General features: G+C 45.1%; 16 protein-coding genes. 13 read left to right on the top strand and 3 right to left on the bottom strand.

What is annotated here, in order from left to right:
* Positions 1-21 precede the first annotated feature (21 nt).
* Positions 22-540 (top strand): GNAT family N-acetyltransferase, encoded by a 519-nt coding sequence (locus F955_RS02850; RefSeq protein WP_004890836.1) that lies wholly within the window; start codon positions 22-24, stop codon positions 538-540.
* A gap of 128 nt (positions 541-668) precedes the next feature.
* On the opposite strand, the gene hpxO is transcribed toward F955_RS02850, so the two are convergent.
* A complete protein-coding gene (hpxO, locus tag F955_RS02855) occupies positions 669-1826 on the bottom strand; it encodes an FAD-dependent urate hydroxylase HpxO (protein WP_004890838.1) in 1158 nt (385 codons plus the stop codon).
* 217 nt (positions 1827-2043) lie between these two features.
* Between hpxO and alc the strand changes: the two genes are divergently transcribed.
* The 4 genes from alc (at position 2044) to F955_RS02875 (ending at position 5382) form a co-directional block, all read left to right on the top strand.
* On the top strand, positions 2044-3051 hold the full coding sequence (gene alc / locus F955_RS02860; protein WP_004890840.1) for an allantoicase: 1008 nt from the start codon (positions 2044-2046) through the stop codon (positions 3049-3051).
* Between the two features lie 254 nt (positions 3052-3305).
* On the top strand, positions 3306-3815 hold the full coding sequence (locus F955_RS02865) for an ureidoglycolate lyase (protein ID WP_004890842.1): 510 nt from the start codon (positions 3306-3308) through the stop codon (positions 3813-3815).
* A 72-nt stretch (positions 3816-3887) separates the two neighbouring features.
* Positions 3888-4610 (top strand): hypothetical protein, encoded by a 723-nt coding sequence (locus F955_RS02870; protein WP_004890844.1) that lies wholly within the window; start codon positions 3888-3890, stop codon positions 4608-4610.
* A 67-nt stretch (positions 4611-4677) separates the two neighbouring features.
* Entirely contained in the window at positions 4678-5382 is a 705-nt protein-coding gene (locus F955_RS02875; RefSeq protein WP_004890846.1) for a phospholipase D family protein, read from the top strand.
* Positions 5383-5467: 85 nt separating this feature from the next.
* Here the strand turns inward: F955_RS02875 and F955_RS02880 are convergent, their stop codons facing one another.
* Both F955_RS02880 and F955_RS02885 read right to left on the bottom strand, forming a co-directional pair.
* Positions 5468-6388: a response regulator gene (locus F955_RS02880; protein WP_004890847.1), complete on the bottom strand. Its 921-nt coding sequence runs from the start codon at positions 6386-6388 to the stop codon at positions 5468-5470.
* Between the two features lie 13 nt (positions 6389-6401).
* A complete protein-coding gene (locus tag F955_RS02885) occupies positions 6402-9863 on the bottom strand; it encodes a hybrid sensor histidine kinase/response regulator (protein ID WP_004890849.1) in 3462 nt (1153 codons plus the stop codon).
* A 204-nt stretch (positions 9864-10067) separates the two neighbouring features.
* Here F955_RS02885 and urtA point away from each other — a divergent pair, with 204 nt between their 5' ends.
* From urtA to fmdA, 8 genes are all read left to right on the top strand, one after another.
* Positions 10068-11306 carry an urea ABC transporter substrate-binding protein gene (urtA, locus tag F955_RS02890; RefSeq protein ID WP_004813834.1) on the top strand — a complete coding sequence of 413 codons (1239 nt, stop codon included), beginning with the start codon at positions 10068-10070 and terminating at the stop codon, positions 11304-11306.
* Positions 11307-11388: 82 nt separating this feature from the next.
* Positions 11389-12309: an urea ABC transporter permease subunit UrtB gene (urtB, locus tag F955_RS02895; RefSeq protein WP_000365952.1), complete on the top strand. Its 921-nt coding sequence runs from the start codon at positions 11389-11391 to the stop codon at positions 12307-12309.
* A gap of 18 nt (positions 12310-12327) precedes the next feature.
* Positions 12328-13491, top strand: a complete 1164-nt coding sequence (urtC, locus tag F955_RS02900; RefSeq protein ID WP_004890852.1) for an urea ABC transporter permease subunit UrtC — start codon at positions 12328-12330, stop codon at positions 13489-13491.
* Positions 13488-14246 (top strand): urea ABC transporter ATP-binding protein UrtD, encoded by a 759-nt coding sequence (gene urtD / locus F955_RS02905; protein WP_004890854.1) that lies wholly within the window; start codon positions 13488-13490, stop codon positions 14244-14246. The genes urtC and urtD overlap by 4 nt, the downstream gene beginning before the upstream one ends.
* 10 nt (positions 14247-14256) lie before the next feature.
* Positions 14257-14955: an urea ABC transporter ATP-binding subunit UrtE gene (urtE, locus tag F955_RS02910; protein ID WP_004890856.1), complete on the top strand. Its 699-nt coding sequence runs from the start codon at positions 14257-14259 to the stop codon at positions 14953-14955.
* Positions 14956-15197: 242 nt separating this feature from the next.
* Positions 15198-16241 carry an aliphatic amidase gene (locus tag F955_RS02915; protein WP_004813842.1) on the top strand — a complete coding sequence of 348 codons (1044 nt, stop codon included), beginning with the start codon at positions 15198-15200 and terminating at the stop codon, positions 16239-16241.
* A gap of 26 nt (positions 16242-16267) precedes the next feature.
* A complete protein-coding gene (locus tag F955_RS02920; RefSeq protein WP_004890859.1) occupies positions 16268-17392 on the top strand; it encodes an AAA family ATPase in 1125 nt (374 codons plus the stop codon).
* Positions 17393-17423: 31 nt separating this feature from the next.
* Complete coding sequence (gene fmdA, locus F955_RS02925; protein ID WP_001163819.1) at positions 17424-18602, top strand: formamidase; 1179 nt, start codon at positions 17424-17426, stop codon at positions 18600-18602.
* The last annotated feature ends 108 nt before the right edge of the window (positions 18603-18710 follow it).

Consider the following 18710-nt stretch of genomic DNA (forward strand, 5'->3'; position numbering starts at 1 on the left):
AATTGATCAATAGGTGCCTCAATGAGTGCAGTTCAGATCCGTGAAGCAAATGTAAACGACCTTGAGAGTATCCGTGATATTTATAATCAGGAAATCCTAAATGGTACTGCGACCTGGAATCATACTGCGATGGCACTGTCGGATATACAGACTTGGTTTAAGGCACTTCAAGATCAGAACAATCCAATACTCGTTGCAGAACATCAACCTACAGGCAAAGTGATTGGCTATGCTAACTATGATGAGTTCCGTAGTATTCAGGGCTTCTATAAAACAATTGAGCATGCTGTCTTTCTACATCATGATTACACTGGCCAAGGAATAGGAAAACAGTTGTTATTACGCTTGATGGAAATTGCCACAAGTCAGGGCATGCATATTATGGTGGCAGCAATTGACTCGGAAAATATAGCTTCAATTTATCTGCATCAAAAACTGGGCTTCATACAAACTGGCTATATGCCGCAGGTTGGAGAAAAATTTGGGCAGTGGCGTGACCTGGTCTTACTTCAACTTAACCTGGATCAAAATTCACTTTAGATTTCCCTATATTCAAAACTGACAGGAATAAGAAAATACAGATATAAAAAAAAAGGGCTTGCGCCCTTCTGCTGATAAATTACCATTATTATTTTATATGCTTATTATCATGAATTTTCATGCAATTTTTAGTCCAAAGGATTGCCAATAATATTACTAATAATACCTTTCATGATATGAGGGCCATTTTCGCGGCGTAATTCTTCATACCATTCCATCGTCACTTCTTTATCTTTCATATGGGTGACATCACAGCGTTTGCGCGCACGAAGCACCAATTCATTCGCACGTTCATTGCGTTTATTCTGATAGCGACGTAACGAGTCCTGCAATCCCAGTGTGTTGATCTGAAGTGCACGAGCCAAATAGATGGCATCTTCCATCGCTTGACATCCACCTTGACCAATATCCGGTGTTGTACTGTGGGCTGCATCACCAACAATGACCACATTGCCTTTATAAAAATCGTCAAATGGTTCAATGTCATGAATCTCGACACGGTTGGTACGCTGCTCATCAATCGCATCAATCAGTTTTTGAACCTGAGGACACCAGCCTTTAAAGTATTCTTTGAGTAGCGTTTTATATTGGCTACGGTCATTTTCCAGACCTACTGGCAACGGCACATCAAAAAAGAAATAGAAACGGTTATTTGCAACCGGCATCAGTGAAGCACGTTTGCCCTCACCGACAAAAGTGGTCCATTGATCAGCAGGGGCTAAATCTTCCGATACCTCAACCAGACCATTCCAGTTCACATAACCGGCATATCGACGCGGTACATTTTCACCAAGCACATAAGCACGGGTCATGGAATGGGTTCCATCGGCACCAACCAGCAAGTCTGTTTGAATTTCTGAACCATCTGCAAAGCTAACGGTGACCTGTTGTCCATCATCATTGAGCGCCACCATTTTTTTACCGAGATGAATATCAGCATGACCAAATTCATCCATCAGCATATTCTGTAATTCGGCACGAGAGACCGGATATGGACGCTGTCCTACTTCTTCAATCAGCGGATAAAGGCTGAACTGGGTCATCACATCGCCAGTCAGACCATCAACATAAGCCAGATTATCCATCTGCCCGCCCAGTTGGGCGACCTGGTCAGTTAAACCTAAATAATTCAGGCATTTCACCCCATTGGACCAGAGAGAAATCGCAGCACCCACGGGCAAAATCTGTTCGGCCTGCTCATAAATGCTGACCTGATGTCCGAACTTCTTTAATGCAATGCCTGTGGTTAAGCCCGCCATCCCGGCGCCAATAATGGTGATATTCATTGTTCCCCCTAAGTTCATAAATGTTGATCCATCTCAGGGAGACAAAGCGAAAAGTGTGCCATTTTCCGAATAGCTTCAAATACCCAGATTCAAGTTGGCACATGCTGTGCATTATTTTTTAAAGTACTGCCTTGTTTTGGGGAGAAAAAAACAGGGCATTGGCTATCTTTAGCCTGTAAAAAATGACAGTTGAATAAATTTAGAATGGAAGATTGATATGGCGACCCTGTTTGCACCTGCTTTTGAAATACCTGCACAGTTACAGCAACTTACTAATCTGGCAGATGAACGTATTGGTGCAAAAGTATTGCAATGTTCAGATGATTTTTTTGCTGAAGCACAGCGCATGCTCCAATTTACAGCACCTATTTTTGTCGAAGATAAGTTCGATGATCATGGCAAATGGATGGATGGTTGGGAAACCCGCCGCAAGCGTCATGCCGGCTATGACTGGGCAATTGTAAAGCTCGGTGTTGCAGGAAAAATTAGTGCACTGGATATTGATACCACTTTTTTTAGTGGCAACTATCCTGCCTCCGCTGCAGTTGAAGCCTGCTATGCACCAGATCAGAACCTGGAGCAGGTTGAATGGCACCAAATTTTACCAAACAGTATATTAGGTCCAAGCCAGCATCATATTTTTCAAGTTGCTTCAGAAAACACTTATACCCATTTGCGTTTAAATATCTACCCGGATGGTGGTGTAGCTCGTCTACGCGTTTATGGGGAGGTCCAGATTCAGTTAAAAGACAGCAATGAAACTCTGGATCTGCTGGCACTAGAAAATGGCGGCCGTGTGATTGCCTACAGTGATGCACACTTTGGGCATCCACGTAACCTGATTAACCCAGGTCGTGGCATCAATATGGGCGATGGCTGGGAAACCAAACGTCGCCGTGCTCCAGGTTTTGACTGGTGTATTCTGGCTTTAGGCCAAGCTGGAAAAATTGAAAAAATTGAAATTGATACTGCACACTTCAAAGGCAACTATCCAGCAGAAGTCTCCATTCAAGCCGTCTATATAGAAGATGCGACTGATCCGCAACTGATTCCACAAAGTATGTTCTGGCCTTTCCTGCTTGAAGCCCAGCCCATGCAGATGGATCATGTGCATAGCTTTATCAATGAAATTCTGGCACATGAAAAGATTTCACATATCCGTGTGAATATGATTCCTGATGGCGGTATTAGCCGTATCCGTTTATGGGGAAAGGTAGCTGATTAATGCGATTGACCCTCCCTCTCCACAGGATGGTCAATCGAACAGCTGTTTTAACAGATGGCAGTGGACCTGATCTCAGAATCGGGTTCACTGCCAAACTTTATCCATACTTTCTGACAGATCGAATCCGCTCATTTACTTTCTACTCACATTTTCTTCAAAGTATCCTTCTTGCTTACTTAATATACAGGGATAAAATAGTGAGATTAATCAAGAAAGTCTTGTTATAAAAACACGCGTAAATGGAATGTAAAAGAATGAAAAATACCATCCAAATTCAGCTATTAACCAGTGAAAACTTTGCTCGTTTTGGTGAAGTTATCAGCTGTCAGGGTAATGACTATTTCCATATCAACGATGCACATACCGAGCGTTATCATGCACTAGTGATGACTGAAATTATGGGAGATGCCAAAGCGGGGATCAGTATTTTTAGAAATATTAAAAGTACTCAAATTCCTTTTGAAATCTCCATGCTGGAACGACATCCGAATGGTTCTCAAGCCTTTATCCCCATGCAGGGACAAAAGTTCCTGATTGTCGTTGCGCCAAGTTTGGATACAGATACTCCGGATCTGTCTCAGCTTTGTGCATTTATTACAGATGGGACACAGGGGGTCAATTACCGGGCAGGTACCTGGCATCATCCCCTGCTGACCCTAGAGGCACCCAGTGATTTTGCCGTAGTCGACCGAATTGGTACCGGACATAATTGCGATGTATATCAATTTCCTGAAACTTTCAAAATCGAAGGAAATCTCTTCTAATCACAAGACCAATATTTACTTGAAGTATGCTGTGTGTTTTATTCAGAATAAGAATTAAAACTGAGCAAAACCATGTATAAGTCTTTAGCTGCTATCACCCTGACTGCTTTGAGTCCTCTTTGTTTTTCAGATACCCCCTTTCAACAGGAATTACGAGCTGGCTGTGCCAAGGTCAAAAGCTATGCAGCCACTGGTAAGCAATTCTATGATCAGAAACAGTATGCCAAGGCCGTTGAACAGTTTGAACAACAGGCAGCATGGTCAAGCTTTTGCAGTATAAATGTAGAAGATGGCGGCATTGCTTTTACCGAGCACGCAATTAGTACTGCGTTTAATAATGTTGGCCTGAGTTATGCCAAACTAGGCAAACCGCAATGGGCACGTGCCTGGTTTTCTGTCTATCCTGACGCTAAAAACAGCCAGTTCAACTTGAAACAGCTTCCTGCCCCAAAGCAAAGTTCTCACCTGTCTGGAAAATATGTACGTTACGCGGGTTTTGGGCAATGGAATACTATTGAAGTGAAACGTACTGCAAAGTCCTATGCAATAGAATTTAATGGCTTATATATGGGAATTCGCAGTCTGATTTATGGACCAAATATCGGTGAATTCCAGACCACCATGCCATTTAATAAAACTCAAACCAGCTATCGTGCAAATGACTGTAAAATTGATTTGGATTTTAAATTTGATTCAAAAGTTGGGCAGCAGCTTCATGTAAAAGAAACTAACATCATGAGTTGTGGTTTTGGTCATAATGTGTCGGCGAGTGGAGTTTATTTGAAAGTTGAATAAATCTTCAATTTTATAAAAATTATCATTTAATATACCGCAGACAATAAAAATAGATTAGAGGGAAACGATGGCAAAATTTTTAAATACCAGCGCAACGAATTTCTTCCTGGAAGAGCTGATTAAGAGTGCAAAAGAACGTTTAATCCTGATTAGTCCATACTTGCGTTTGAATGATCGAATTAAAGAATTATTAGAAGATAAAGACCGGCTAAAAATTGATATTCGTATCGTATATGGGAAGAGCGATCTACATCCAGAAGAGATTAAATGGCTGCAAAAACTTGATTATGTCCGTCTTAGTTTCTGTAAGAACCTACATGCTAAATGCTATCTCAATGAGTCTGAATGTATTATCTCAAGCTTAAATCTCTATGAGTTTAGCCAGGTCAATAATAATGAGATGGGCATTTTGGTTCGCAAATACGAAGATGATATTGTCTTTAAAGAAGCCTACGAGGAAGCTCAGCGGATTATACGTATCAGTGAAGAAGTCCGAATTAGTCTAGATGAAGTAAAAAATGAATCTGGTTCTAAAGAAACTGAGATAGATGAAGAAAGTAATACTTTTTCTAGACTTACCACGTCTAAACTCGCTGCAAAGCACAAAATTAAAACAGCTGATTTGCTCGATAAGATGACAGAGAAAGGTTTTCTAAAACTCAATGAAAGTGGTAAACACCTTCTAACTGAGCAAGGAAAAGAAATTGGTGGTGAGTTTAGACCAAGTCAGTATGGCGGCTATTTCCTCTGGAATGAAAATACCGAGATCTAAATAAAAATTTTAAGTCTCCTCTCCTTCTAGGAGAGGGTTAGGGTGAGGTCGTAAATCCTCCAAAGATTCCTATACTAAGGGAAAACTAAGCCACTGCCTGATTCTGACAAGCTGACATGACATGCAATACCGCAGCCGTCCGTGTTTCTACATAGAGCTTTTCAAAGACATGCTCAAGATGCTTGTTCACCGTCCGCGGGCTGAGCTGTAAGATCTCGGCAATATCCCGGTTGGTCTTCCCCATCGTGACCCAATGCATCACTTCTGCTTCACGCGGCGTCAGGTTGGGACAGGCGTGCGCGATTTCCTCTGCGCTCGGCATTTGGGTCTGCTCTTTCAACTGCACCAATACATGTTTAGAGATATGCCCTGCATACAGTTTGGTGAGCAGGTTAAGCTGTAACTGCTGATGGCCATGACCGTACTGACCATGCAGTAAGTGTGCTTGATCTGGCTGCTTGAGCAAGTCCTGTAGCCACTGATTCAAACTGGACTGAAAATACTGTACATCCACCTGATGATTTTTCAGTAATTCACTGACGATGGGGGTCTGCCAGATAATTTCACCTTCCAGATTCAACGATAGAATCGCACTGCCGGTTGCATCCAGCATTTGTCGCTGCTGATGCATCAGACGCGCCTGCAATAAATGAGTTTTTACCCGCGCCCGAACTTCATCAATATTTAAAGGCTTGGTGACATAGTCTACCCCACCGACCTGAAAGCCTTTGAGGATATGTTCGGTTTCTGTCAGCCCGGTCATAAAGATCACCGGAATATGTTCAGTCACTGGACTGGCTTTAAGCTGAGTGCAGGTTTCAAAACCATCCATCTCCGGCATACTGCCATCAAGCAGGATCATGTCAGGCTGAATGCGATGCGCAATTTCAATTGCATCAAATCCATTGGTCGCCACAAGTACCTGATAGCCAGCCTGATCCAGGCTCTCATGCAACAGACTTAGATTTTCAGGTATATCATCCACAATCAAAATACTTTCCAACATGTCCACCTTACCCCTACTTCAGCACATCTGCATGCTCATGAAGTCGCTGAATTGCTCTTTTAAAATCAAATTGTTTTAAATCCTGCTCAATCTGATGCCATATATCGTTATATTGTTCAAAGTGCTGGCCACATTCATGCAGTACATCTTTTGCCCCCCGGATAAAACCAATACTTAAATGCTGTTCCAGCTGAATGACCACCTCTGCCACGCTCAACAATGGAATGGATGGGTTCAATTCATTTCTGCTTTCAACCACAACCGTGGAGATCTGTACTTTCTGGTCAGAAGGCTGTTCTTGTTCTTGTTCTGGCTGCTGCTCATGCTGATGAAGCCAGCTTAAGCCCAGCTTATCGCCAATCTTGTTTAATAATAAATTGAGATCGACCGGTTTTACTAAAAAGTCTTCATTCAATACATCCGTTTCCGGATTAATCATCCGCTCATTGGCATCTGCGGAAATAATAATAATCGGTACATTGGTGATTTTATTCTGACGCAGCAATTTCGCCGTTTCCCAGCCGCCCAGTAAAGGCATACTTAAATCCATCAAAATCAGATCAGGATTAAATTCTGGAACCTGACGCAAACAGGCTAAACCAGATTCTGCCTCTTCTAAAATAAAACCTAAGGGTTTAAGAAAATTCAGAACCAGGCCACGGTCGGTCGCTTCATTGTCAACCACCAGTATTTTACGGCGTTCTCCGGTATAACCGGTTACAGTATTAGAGGCAACGTCAGCGATCGGATGGATCAGGGATTTAGAAGGCAAATACAGTTTTATTTTAAACACTGAACCCTGTTTTAATTGGCTGCTCAGGGTCAGCTCGCCACCAAGAATATCAACCAGAAGTTTTACGATCGGCAGCCCTAAACCCGTGCCGGCAAAACTGCCCTGTACCACATTACGACCACGCTCAAAAGGCTGGAATATCCGCTCAACATCCGACTCAGCAATCCCACAACCGGTATCCTGAATTTCAAAATAAGCAGTTTGAAAACGGTAATCGACCTTAAATTTGACTCCCCCCTCCAGGGTAAATTTCAAAGCATTACCCAGCAAATTAATCAGTATCTGTTCCAGACGTTTTTTATCAATACGGACATACTGTGGAATCTTGCTACTGATCTCCACATCAAAGTTCAGCTGCTTTTGGGCAAACTGTGGCTCGAACATATGCACAATCTGTTTAAGAAATTTTGGCAGGTCGATATTGGAATTTTCCAAAGAAATCTTGCCAGTTTCAATCCGTGCCAAATCCAGCAGACCATCAATTAGAGAAGTCAGATGCTGACCGCTCCGGCTAATCACGCCCAGGGCAGATTCGCCCTGTTCAGACAGTTTTTCCTGTTTCTGCAGTAGCTGGCTATAACCGAGAATACTGTTCAACGGCGTGCGTAATTCATGACTGATACCAATTACATAACGGCTTTTGGCTTCATTGGCTTTTTCTGCCTGAATGCGGGCATCCTGTAACTGGCGATCGGTAATTTTATGCGCTTCAATCTCATCCATCAGCAGTTGGGTCTGGGTATTGCTTTCCAATTGCGCCTGACGTCGACTTTCATCATTCAGCACTAACCACCAGGCGGCTACACACAGTAGCAGGAACAGTACGGCATAGATTTTGACGAACAGCATTGTCAGCGCATCCTGCTGCTGTGACAAAGCGCCCAGGCTGGCAGACTCCTGTAAATAAATCAGGCTCAGACTGACTGCCAGCACCACGCCCAAGACAAAAATCAGCAGGATATACAGACTTAAACGGGTATTAATATGTTGTACCCAGTATTTCGGCAGGAACCAGGCCGCAAAAACTCTGAGCTGTGAAGACCAGCGTGCATGCGGCTTACACAGGTCATGACAACGTGCTTCAAGCGTGCAGCACAGAGAACAGATCTGACTGCTATAGGCTGGACAACTGGCCATGTCTGCAGTTTCATAATCATGCTCACAGACTACACAGGTTTGGGTTTCGAGCAGCTCCAACTCAGGCTTTTCTTGACGTGCCAAGTAATATTTACCTTTGGTAAACCAAGCAATTAGCGGTACACATAACATCGCCGTACCGAGTGCAATAAAACCGGCCAAGGATCGGGCAATCTCTCCAAAAACGCCCCAGTAACACAGCATGGATAAGACCGATGCAATGATCAAGCTACCGACTCCAACCGGATTAATGTCATATAGATAGGCTCGTCGAAATTCAATTCCTTTTGGACTCAGTCCCAGTGGTTTACAGATCACCAGATCCGCAACAATGGCACCGATCCAAGCAAGGGCCACATTACTATATAAGCCAAGGACACGCTCCACCGCATGGATTACCCCAAGTTCCATCAACAGCAAAGCGATAAAGATATTGAATACCAGCCAGACTACGCGCCCTGGATGGCTATGCGTCAGACGCGCAAAAAAGTTCGACCAAGCCAATGACCCTGCATAGGCATTGGTAACATTAATCTTGATCTGAGCGACGCAGACAAATAAAACCGTCAGAAATAAAGCGATCCCGGGATGATTGACCACCTGTTGATAAGCAATCCAGTACAGATAATTGGGGTTACTCAGTTCGGAATCAGCAACCAGATACTGCATTGCCAGCGCCATGAGCAGCATACCCATGAATATCTTAATAAATCCGCCTAGAATCCAGGCCGGTCCACCTAAAAAGACTGCCCAATTCCATTTACGCTGAATATGTTTTTTATCGGGTAAAAACCGCAGATAATCCGCCTGTTCTCCGATCTGGGTGATCAGGGCAAAGAGCACCGTGCAGGATGCACCAAAAAAAGACAGATTAAAGGCAGCGCTCTGACTTTTTGCGCCCTCAATCAATGCAAGATTACTGATCAAATCAGGTTGCTTCACCAAGACAAAGCACCATGGTAATAGAAGCAGAAATAACCAGAGTGGTTGAGTGATGGCCTGCACCTTATTGATGAAGCCAATACCTTTGACCACCAATGGCAAAATCACCAGTGCTGAAATCAGGTAGCCAATACTCAGGGGTATCCCTAAGCCTAGCTCCAATGCCAGCGCCATGATGGCGGCTTCAAAGGCGAGAAAGATAAAGGTGAAACTGGCATAGATGACCGAGGTAATGGAGGAACCAATATAGCCAAATCCGGCACCACGGGTCAGTAAATCAATATCGACATTATAACGGGCAGCATAATAACCAATCGGCCAGCTGGTCAGGAAAATGATAATCGCCACAACCACCAGTGCCCAGAAAGCATTACTGAAACCGTATTGCCAGAGCATGGTGGCCCCAAGTGCCTCCATTGCCAGGAAACTGACGGCTGCAAGCGCCGTGTTGGTCACTGTCCATAGTGACCATTTCCGGACGGATTTAGGCGCATAGCGCAGGGCGTAATCCTCAATACTTTCATCGACCACCCAGGTATTGTATTTACGCCGGGTATGAATGACGCGCTGCGGTGCCTGACTGGTATTGGCTGTTGGGTCCATACAGATCAAATCAAGCTAAATATCTGCTCTTAAAAGCAATAACTATGCCCAGCCTATCAGTATCTAAAAATAATCCGACTGAAGGTTATATACGTAAAGTGACGTATATGCTCATTTTTTAACTCCCCTTAGGCTTAGTTCCATACCAAGCGCAAACCAATGATTAAGCGCATCAGCACATCTAATTCTATAGGGGAACCCGACATGAGCTTGAAATCAAAAGTGAAGACATCTGGATTACTGGCAGGTTTACTTGCTGTTCCATTCCTGCTGGCACCAGCACTGACCAATGCCAGCGTACCTGCAACAGCAAAGGTCAATACCACCAAACTTAAAGTCGATGACAAGTTTGTGTATGTAGGGCAGCTACATTCAGCAACCGGTACCATGGCAATTTCTGAAACCGGTTCGATTCAGGCAGAACGTCTGGCCATTGAACAGATCAATAAACAGGGCGGTGTTCTCGGTCGACAGATCAAAATTATTCAGGAAGATGGTGCTTCTGACTGGCCAACCTTTGCAGAAAAAGCACGTAAACTGTCTGAAAAAGACCGTGTTGCTGCAATTTTCGGTTGCTGGACTTCAGCCTCTCGTAAAGCCGTATTGCCGATTATTGAACGCAACAACTCTCTACTTTATTACCCAACCTTCTATGAAGGCTTAGAACAATCTAAAAACGTGATCTACACCGGTCAGGAAGCAACTCAACAGGTACTTGAAGCACTGAACTGGCTGGCAAAAGAGAAAAAAGCCAAAACCTTCTATCTGATTGGTTCTGACTACATCTGGCCGCGTACCACCATGAAAATTGCCCGTACCCACATCGAGAAAGTACTGAAAGGTAAAGTGGTTGGCGAAGAATACTATCCATTGGGCCATACCCAATTCGGTTCCCTCATCAACAAAACCAAACTGCGTAAACCAGATGCCATCTTTGCAGCAGTCGTGGGCGGTTCAAACGTATCCTTCTACAAACAAATGAAAGCTGCGGGCGTAACAGGCGACAAACAGACACTGCTTACCCTTTCAGTGACTGAAGATGAATTGCTGGGGATTGGCGGCGAAAACATGAAGGGCTTCTACTCTTCAATGAAATATTTCCAAAGCCTGAATAACCCCAATAATGCTGCATTCGTAAAAGCCTTTAAAGCGAAATATGGCCCTAAAGCGGTGGTAGGTGACGTAACACAAGCAGCCTACCTTGGTCCATGGTTATGGAAAGCCGCAGTTGAAAAAGCCGGTAGCTTCGATGTCGCGAAAGTGACTGCCGCATCTAAAGGCCTAGAAATGAAAACTGCACCTGAAGGCTATGTAAAAATTGACCCGAACCACCATTTATGGAGCAAATCACGTATTGGTCAAGTGCAACCAAATGGTCAGTTCAAAGTTGTTTACGAGTCTAAAGGTCTAATCAAACCAAACCCATTCCCTAAAGGTTACTGAGTTAACAGCCACATGATCAGGGGAAGCCATTCTCCTGATCTTTTTATTCCACACAATTTTTTAAAGCTTGGAGGATGATGCGATGGATCTATCATTTGCAGAATTCGGTGCAATATTTGCCATGCAAGGCTTTAATGGTCTCTCTGTGTTCTGTGTGCTGTTATTGATGGCGCTCGGCCTTGCAATTATCTTTGGGCAAATGGGCGTAATTAACATGGCACATGGTGAGTTTCTGACCATTGGTGCATATACGACATTTTTCATTTCCACACTGACTGAAAGTTTTTTCCCTCAACTCCTACCTTACTATTTCCTGATTGCAATCATTGCAGCCTTCCTCACAGCAGGCATTATCGGTTACATGGTGGAACGGCTCATGATCAGCCGGCTCTATCAACGGCCACTCGATACACTTCTTGCAACATGGGGCTTGAGCCTCATCATGCAGCAGTTGTTTCGTTCTATTTTCGGCCCTAAGGAAGTCAGCCCGACTCTACCTGACTGGTTAATGGGTTCTTATCAACCGACGGAAGCCATCGATATTCCAATCAACGGTTTATTCCTGGTGGGCGTCACCCTCTGTGTTACTGCATTTGTCTACTTTCTGATTTACCGTTCACGCTGGGGTTTACAGCTTCGTGCAACCAACCAGAACCGCTTTATGAGTGGTGCTGTCGGGATCAATACCAAACGTGTTGACAGCTTAACCTTTGCCTTGGGTTGTGGGCTTGCAGGTATTGCCGGTGCAGCCTTTACAACCATCGGTTCTACTGGTCCTACAGCCGGTTCTCTGTATATCGTCGATACATTCTTAGTCGTGGTCTTCGGCGGCGCTGCAAGCTTGCTTGGCACCGTTGCCTCCGCATTCAGTATCGCGCAAGCACAATCTATTCTGGAATTCTTCCTTTCTGGTTCTGTCGCTAAAGTCCTCACACTGGCTACAGTCATTATTATCCTGATGCTGCGTCCTCAGGGTCTCTTCTCAATCAAAGTACGTAAATAGGGATTCAGGAGAGATATTATGAAGAATCTAATGAATGCCTTTTTAGGCGGTAAAGAAGGTGCGATTGGTCTGGTGATTCTTGCCGTACTGATCCTGCTGGTCATGCCAATGTTCCTGGATATTTTCCGTCTGAATCTGATGGGTAAATATCTGACTTTTGCTTTTGTCGCAATCGGCCTGGTTCTGTGCTGGGGACACGGTGGTATCTTAAGTTTAGGTCAAGGGATTTTCTTTGGCATTGGCGGCTACTGCATGGCCATGTTCCTGAAACTTGAAGCTTCAGACATGCAATCTACAGCAGCGCAAACCACGCCAGGAATTCCAGACTTTATGGACTGGAACCAGATCACCAGCTTGCCAGGCTTCTGGGAACCTTTCCATAGCTTCGGGTTTACTTTGTTTGCCATCATCATCATTCCAATCTTGCTTGCCTTCATCATCGGTTTCGCGATGTTTACCCGTCGTGTCGGTGATGTGTACTTCTCGATCATCATGCAAGCCATTGTAGCGATCCTGACCATTCTGATTATTGGTCAACAAGGTTTCACTGGCGGCATTAACGGGATTACAGACCTGAAAACCCTGCATGGCTGGGATATCCGTACCGATGAAGCCAAATATGTCCTGTACTACATCAATGCCCTGCTGCTCATTGCAGTGATCATGATCAGCCGTTTTGTCCTCAGTTCTAAACTCGGTCGTCTGCTTTCTGCGATGCGTGACAAAGAAGAACGTGTACGTTTCTCTGGCTATGACGTGGCCATGTATAAAGTATTCATTTTCTGTTTCGCAGCTGTGGTGTCATCTATTGGTGGTGCGATGTTTACCCTGCAAGTCGGCTTCATGTCACCAACGATTATCGGCATCGTACCTTCGATTGAAATGGTCATTCTGGCTGCAGTCGGTGGTCGTCTGTCGCTGATTGGGGCAGTGTATGGTGCTGTTCTGGTGAACCTGGGTAAAACTTACTTCTCTGAAGCCTTTCCTGAAGTATGGTTGTATTTCCTCGGTGCATTGTTCATCGGTGTGGTCATGTTCTTACCGAATGGCTTAGCGGGTCTGTATGAAAAATATGTTCGTCCATTGTTCCTGAAAAAGAAACCGATCGACAGCACTTCACCACCGCCAAGTAGTAATCCGGATAAAACGATCGATCCAATTGTAGAAGGAGGCGTGAAATGAATAAAGTCGGCGTAGAAATGAATAAACCGGTTCTGGTCATTGAAGATCTCACCGTGTCCTTCGACGGTTTCAAGGCAGTCAGTGATCTCAACTTCTATCTGGATAAAAACGAAGTCCATGTGGTGATCGGTCCCAATGGAGCCGGCAAAACCACAGTGCTGGATCTGATCTGCGGCAAGACCAAAGCAACTTCAGGCACGATCAAGTTTAATGATATTGAACTGACCAAACTGAAAGAGTTCGACATTGTCCGTAAAGGGGTTGGGCGTAAATTCCAGAACCCGAATATTTATGAAAATCTGTCGGTCTATGACAACCTGGAAATGTCCTTCCCGCGTGGCCGTAATGTCTTTGGTGCGCTGTTCTTCAGATGCACCAAAGATGTCGATGAGCGTATTCGTGAAGTTGCTGGCAAGATTTTCCTGACTGACCTGCTGGATACCTCCGCCGGTCTGCTCTCTCATGGCCAGAAGCAGTGGCTGGAAATTGGCATGTTACTCATGCAAGACCCAGAGCTGCTCATGCTGGATGAACCTGTCGCAGGGATGAGTGTGTCAGAGCGTGAGCAGACGGCGCAACTGTTGCGGGAGATTAGCAAAGGACGTTCTGTGCTGGTGATTGAACATGACATGGAATTTGTCAAAACCATTGCGGACAAAGTCACGGTACTGCACCAGGGCAAAATTCTGGCAGCAGGCAAAATGGACGATGTGCAAAATGATCCGAAAGTGATTGAAGTTTATCTGGGACACTAAGGAGGCCACTATGAGCGGATTATTAGAAATTAATGCTTTGTGTTCAGGATATAAACAAAGTCAGGTGATTCACGACCTGGAACTGAAGATCCAGCCGAAGGAAATTGTAGCGATCATGGGCCGTAACGGCATGGGTAAAACCACCCTGTTTAAAACCCTGATTGGTGATATTAAAAATAGCAAAGGTGAAATCAAGCTGGATGGCAAGAATCTGGAAAAACTGGATCCTTACCAGCGCGTAGAAAACGGTGTGGCTTATGTGCCGCAGGGCCGGATGATTTTCTCCACCATGTCGGTGCTGGAAAATATTCAGACCGGTTTACCGGCTTCTGCCCATGGCAAAGTACCGGATGACCTGTATGAGCTGTTTCCTGTGCTTTGGGATATGCGCAAACGTAAAGGCGGAAACTTATCGGGTGGGCAACAACAGCAATTAGCAATTGCCCGTGCTCTGGCGACCAACCCTAAAGTACTGCTGCTGGATGAGCCGACGGAAGGGATTCAGCCCTCTATTATCAAGGACATTGCCAGAACACTAAAAGAGATTCGGGATCAGCGTGATCTGACCATTGTGGTCTCTGAACAGGTGCTGAGTTTCACCATGGCGATGGCCGATCGCTTCCTGGTGATCGATAAGGGCCGCTTTGCTTATGAAAATGTCCGTGAAAATGTCGATGAGACGACCATCAGTAAATATCTCTCTGTTTAATCTTCTTGGTTTAATCTGGTTGTAATTTTTCTCCACCTCCCCCGATTCGTCGGGGGATTTTTAATTTCTATTTCACTTAATTAATCGGCAGCTGATTTTAATATTTTATTTGATTATTCACATTTAAAAATTCTTTTCAGTCTCCGCCTCCATATACGCAATTCAACGTATTTTGCTGTAACGCATTTCACGCGACACTCGAATCATAAAGTTGAATCGATAAAAGAGTTGGAGAAATTTGAATGCGTCACGGTGATATCTCAAGCAGCCCAGATACAGTAGGTGTAGCAGTTGTAAACTACAAAATTCCTCGTTTGCATACCAAAGCGGAAGTTCTTGAGAACGCAAAAAAAATTGCTGAGATGTTGAAAGGAATCAAACAGGGTATTCCGGGTATGGACCTGATTGTTTTTCCTGAATACAGCACCATGGGCATTATGTACGACCATGACGAGATGATGGCAACCGCTGCCACCATTCCAGGCGATGAAACCGCGATTTTCTCGCAAGCCTGTATTGAAGCCAACGTCTGGGGCGTGTTCTCAATTACCGGTGAACAACATGAGGAACATCCAAACAAGGTGCCTTATAACACCTTGATCCTGATTAATAACAAGGGCGAAATCGTTCAGAAATACCGCAAGATTATCCCATGGTGCCCGATTGAAGGCTGGTGCCCAGGTGATACCACCTATGTGACTGAAGGGCCGAAGGGCATCAAGATGTCACTGATCATCTGTGATGACGGTAACTATCCAGAAATCTGGCGTGACTGTGCCATGAAAGGCGCTGAACTGGTCGTGCGTTGCCAAGGCTATATGTACCCGGCTGCAGATCAGCAGATCAATATGGCGAAATGCATGGCATGGGCAAATAACGTTTATGTTGCTGTTGCCAACTGTACCGGTTTTGATGGGGTCTACACCTACTTCGGTCACTCAGCAGTAGTCGGCTTCGACGGCCGTACTTTGGGTGAATGTGGTACGGAAGAAAACGGCATCCAATACGCGCAATTGTCACTGCATGAAATTCGTGATGCACGTAAATACGACCAGTCACAAAACCATTTATTTAAATTGCTGCACCGCGGCTATACCGGTGTCTATAACAATGGTGACGGCGATAAAGGCGTTGCGGACTGTCCATTTGACTTCTACAAGACCTGGGTTCTGGATGCTCAAAAAGCGCAAGAGAACGTGGAAAAAATTACCCGCTCTACCATCGGTGTTGCGGAATGCCCAATCGGCAATCTGCCACATGAAGGCCTAGAAAAAGAAGCATCTTAAGTTTGGTCTGAGAGGAGGTATTCGATATGACATTTGCCAGCGACCGCATCAGTGCCAATCAGGAAAACCTGGCCAAACAGCGTTATGAGATGCAGAGCAAAGAACGTATTGCACGTACCTCTCGCTTTAGTTTTGATCCTGAAAAAGTCATGCAGCATGTCCGTGGTCATATCATTGGGCAGCGTGCCGCACTGGATGAAATTGAAAACATGCTCTTAACCGTCAAGGCAGATTTTAATGCTCCTACCCGGCCACTGGCAGTCACATTGATGCTAGGACCGACGGGTGTGGGGAAAACTGAAACGGTTCGGCTGATTGCTGAGGCAATCCATAGCAAGCCCGATGCATTCTGCCGGATCGACATGAACACACTGGCACAGGAACATTATGCTGCAGCACTGACAGGTGCCCCTCCAGGCTATGTCGGGTCTAAAGAAGGCAATACCCTGTTTGATGAAGCCCATATTCAGGGCAGTTTTTCCAAGCCAGGTATTGTGCTGTTTGATGAAATTGAAAAAGCCAGTACCGAAGTCATTCGGGGTCTGCTCAACGTTCTGGAAACCGGAACCTTAAAGCTGACCGCGGGTACCAAAGTATTGGATTTCAAAAACTGCATGATCTTTATGACCAGTAACGTCGGTGCCAAAGATGCCCAGGCACGTTTAAGACAGCTGACCAAGCTTCCAAAACCCATCCAGAAACTGGCCCGACTGGCCAAACTGGATGACAGCCAGATTACCGAACGCGCCCTGTACAAGAAATTTGATCCAGAGTTTCTGAATCGTATTGAACGCATTCTGAATTATGAAGCGGTAGAAGCTAATTTTGTGCCAACACTGGTCAGCCTGGAAATCGAGAAACTGAATCAGCGACTCTGTAAGCAGAGCCGCACGGTTGAACTCACACCAGCTGCAACTCAGTTTCTATCTACCGGACACGATGTTCGCTTCGGTGCACGAGGCTTGAGTCGCCGCTTTCGGGTTCTGGTTGAGCCACAACTCGCCAGGTTTTTTATTCAGCATCCAGAAGCCGGTCAAATCATCATTGATTATGACGGCAAAACGATCCAGGTTCAGTCAGTTCCTGTTGAAAGCGTGATCGAAGATCCGCTGTTCATCATGGATGACACGGGCAATAACATCAAAAACTAGCTTTATTCGACCTCAACACAGGGGATAAAACATGCAACATATTAAAATTAAACCGGGGGTTCCGCTGGCAGAACAGGCGGAAATTGGACATAACCGCTGGCATCCGGATTTGCCATTTCTGACTTCGGTAAAACCGGGTGAAGAAATCCTGATTGAAAGTCTGGATTTCCTGGATGCGCAGATTAAGGATACCGATGACATTTCTGATGTCAAAAATGTCGACCTGACCCGTGCCCATCCATTGACCGGACCTTTCTATGTAGAAGGTGCTGAACCAGGTGACTTGCTGGTAATTGACCTGCTCGACATTCAGCCAATTTCAGATGTCGGTTTCTCTGGCGTATTTGCCAAGGAAAATGGCGGTGGCTTCCTGGCTGACTATTTCCCTGAAGCTGACAAAGCCATCTGGGACTTAAAAGGCTTATTTGCGACTTCACGTCATATTCCGGGCGTGCGTATTGCCGGCTTAAAACACCCTGGCTTGATGGGAACTTTGCCATCGCATGATTTGCTAAAGGAATGGAATCGCCGTGAAGCTTTACTGGTTCCTAAAGGTCAGGCTAATCCGCCTGATCCACGTACTGCTGTTCTGCGTGGCGTAACAGGTGCTGAATTCGACCGTATGGCAGCTGAAGCGGCACGTACTGTTCCACCACGTGAACATGGCGGGAATACGGACATTAAAGACCTGGCAGCAGGTAGCCGTATTTACTTCCCTGTTTATCAGAAAGGTGCTGGCTTCTCGATGGGCGATCTGCACTTCTCGCAAGGAGATGGTGAAATCGGTTTCTGTGGCGCGATCGAAATGGATGGTGTTACCCGTGTAGGCTTCGACCTGATCAAGGGCGGTATGGAGAAATATAATATTGATTCTCCAATCTTTGTGCCAAGTAATGTCCGTCCGGCTTATGACCAGTGGCTGACCTTTGAAGGCATCAGCGTTGAAGATGGCGTAAACCATTATCTGGATGCCACTGTGGCATATCGTCAGGCGTGTTTAAAAGCAATCAAATACCTTGAAAACTTCGGCTTTACCGGTTCACAAGCATACATGTTACTGACTGCGGCACCAGTTGAAGGCCGTATTGGCGGTATCGTGGATATTCCAAATTGTGCATGTACCGTATCTCTGCCAACTTCAATTTTTGAACAGAATATCCTGCCTCAGGGTGCGCTGAACGATGATAAGTTCTGGGGGCATAAACGCTAGATTTTACGATTTATTATTGTTTTAGCTTCACAACGGGTAGTCATCCAACCTAAAGCCTTCGGCTACCCGTCTTTTTAATTTGAGGCCTTCATGCTACAGGAGTACAGA

The organism is Acinetobacter schindleri CIP 107287, from assembly GCF_000368625.1.
Classification (GTDB): domain Bacteria; phylum Pseudomonadota; class Gammaproteobacteria; order Pseudomonadales; family Moraxellaceae; genus Acinetobacter; species Acinetobacter schindleri.

Bases quoted from the DNA above. Each gene is read 5' to 3' on its own strand.
- urtD (WP_004890854.1), top strand. From the start codon at position 13,488: ATGAATAAAGTCGGCGTAGAAATGAATAAACCGGTTCTGGTCATTGAA.
- F955_RS02875 (WP_004890846.1), top strand. From the start codon at position 4,678: ATGGCAAAATTTTTAAATACCAGCGCAACGAATTTCTTCCTGGAAGAG.
- urtB (WP_000365952.1), top strand. From the start codon at position 11,389: ATGGATCTATCATTTGCAGAATTCGGTGCAATATTTGCCATGCAAGGC.
- fmdA (WP_001163819.1), top strand. From the start codon at position 17,424: ATGCAACATATTAAAATTAAACCGGGGGTTCCGCTGGCAGAACAGGCG.
- hpxO (WP_004890838.1), bottom strand. From the start codon at position 1,826: ATGAATATCACCATTATTGGCGCCGGGATGGCGGGCTTAACCACAGGC.
- F955_RS02885 (WP_004890849.1), bottom strand. From the start codon at position 9,863: ATGGACCCAACAGCCAATACCAGTCAGGCACCGCAGCGCGTCATTCAT.
- F955_RS02880 (WP_004890847.1), bottom strand. From the start codon at position 6,388: ATGTTGGAAAGTATTTTGATTGTGGATGATATACCTGAAAATCTAAGT.
- F955_RS02920 (WP_004890859.1), top strand. From the start codon at position 16,268: ATGACATTTGCCAGCGACCGCATCAGTGCCAATCAGGAAAACCTGGCC.
- alc (WP_004890840.1), top strand. From the start codon at position 2,044: ATGGCGACCCTGTTTGCACCTGCTTTTGAAATACCTGCACAGTTACAG.
- urtE (WP_004890856.1), top strand. From the start codon at position 14,257: ATGAGCGGATTATTAGAAATTAATGCTTTGTGTTCAGGATATAAACAA.
- F955_RS02870 (WP_004890844.1), top strand. From the start codon at position 3,888: ATGTATAAGTCTTTAGCTGCTATCACCCTGACTGCTTTGAGTCCTCTT.
- F955_RS02865 (WP_004890842.1), top strand. From the start codon at position 3,306: ATGAAAAATACCATCCAAATTCAGCTATTAACCAGTGAAAACTTTGCT.
- F955_RS02850 (WP_004890836.1), top strand. From the start codon at position 22: ATGAGTGCAGTTCAGATCCGTGAAGCAAATGTAAACGACCTTGAGAGT.
- urtC (WP_004890852.1), top strand. From the start codon at position 12,328: ATGAAGAATCTAATGAATGCCTTTTTAGGCGGTAAAGAAGGTGCGATT.
- urtA (WP_004813834.1), top strand. From the start codon at position 10,068: ATGAGCTTGAAATCAAAAGTGAAGACATCTGGATTACTGGCAGGTTTA.
- F955_RS02915 (WP_004813842.1), top strand. From the start codon at position 15,198: ATGCGTCACGGTGATATCTCAAGCAGCCCAGATACAGTAGGTGTAGCA.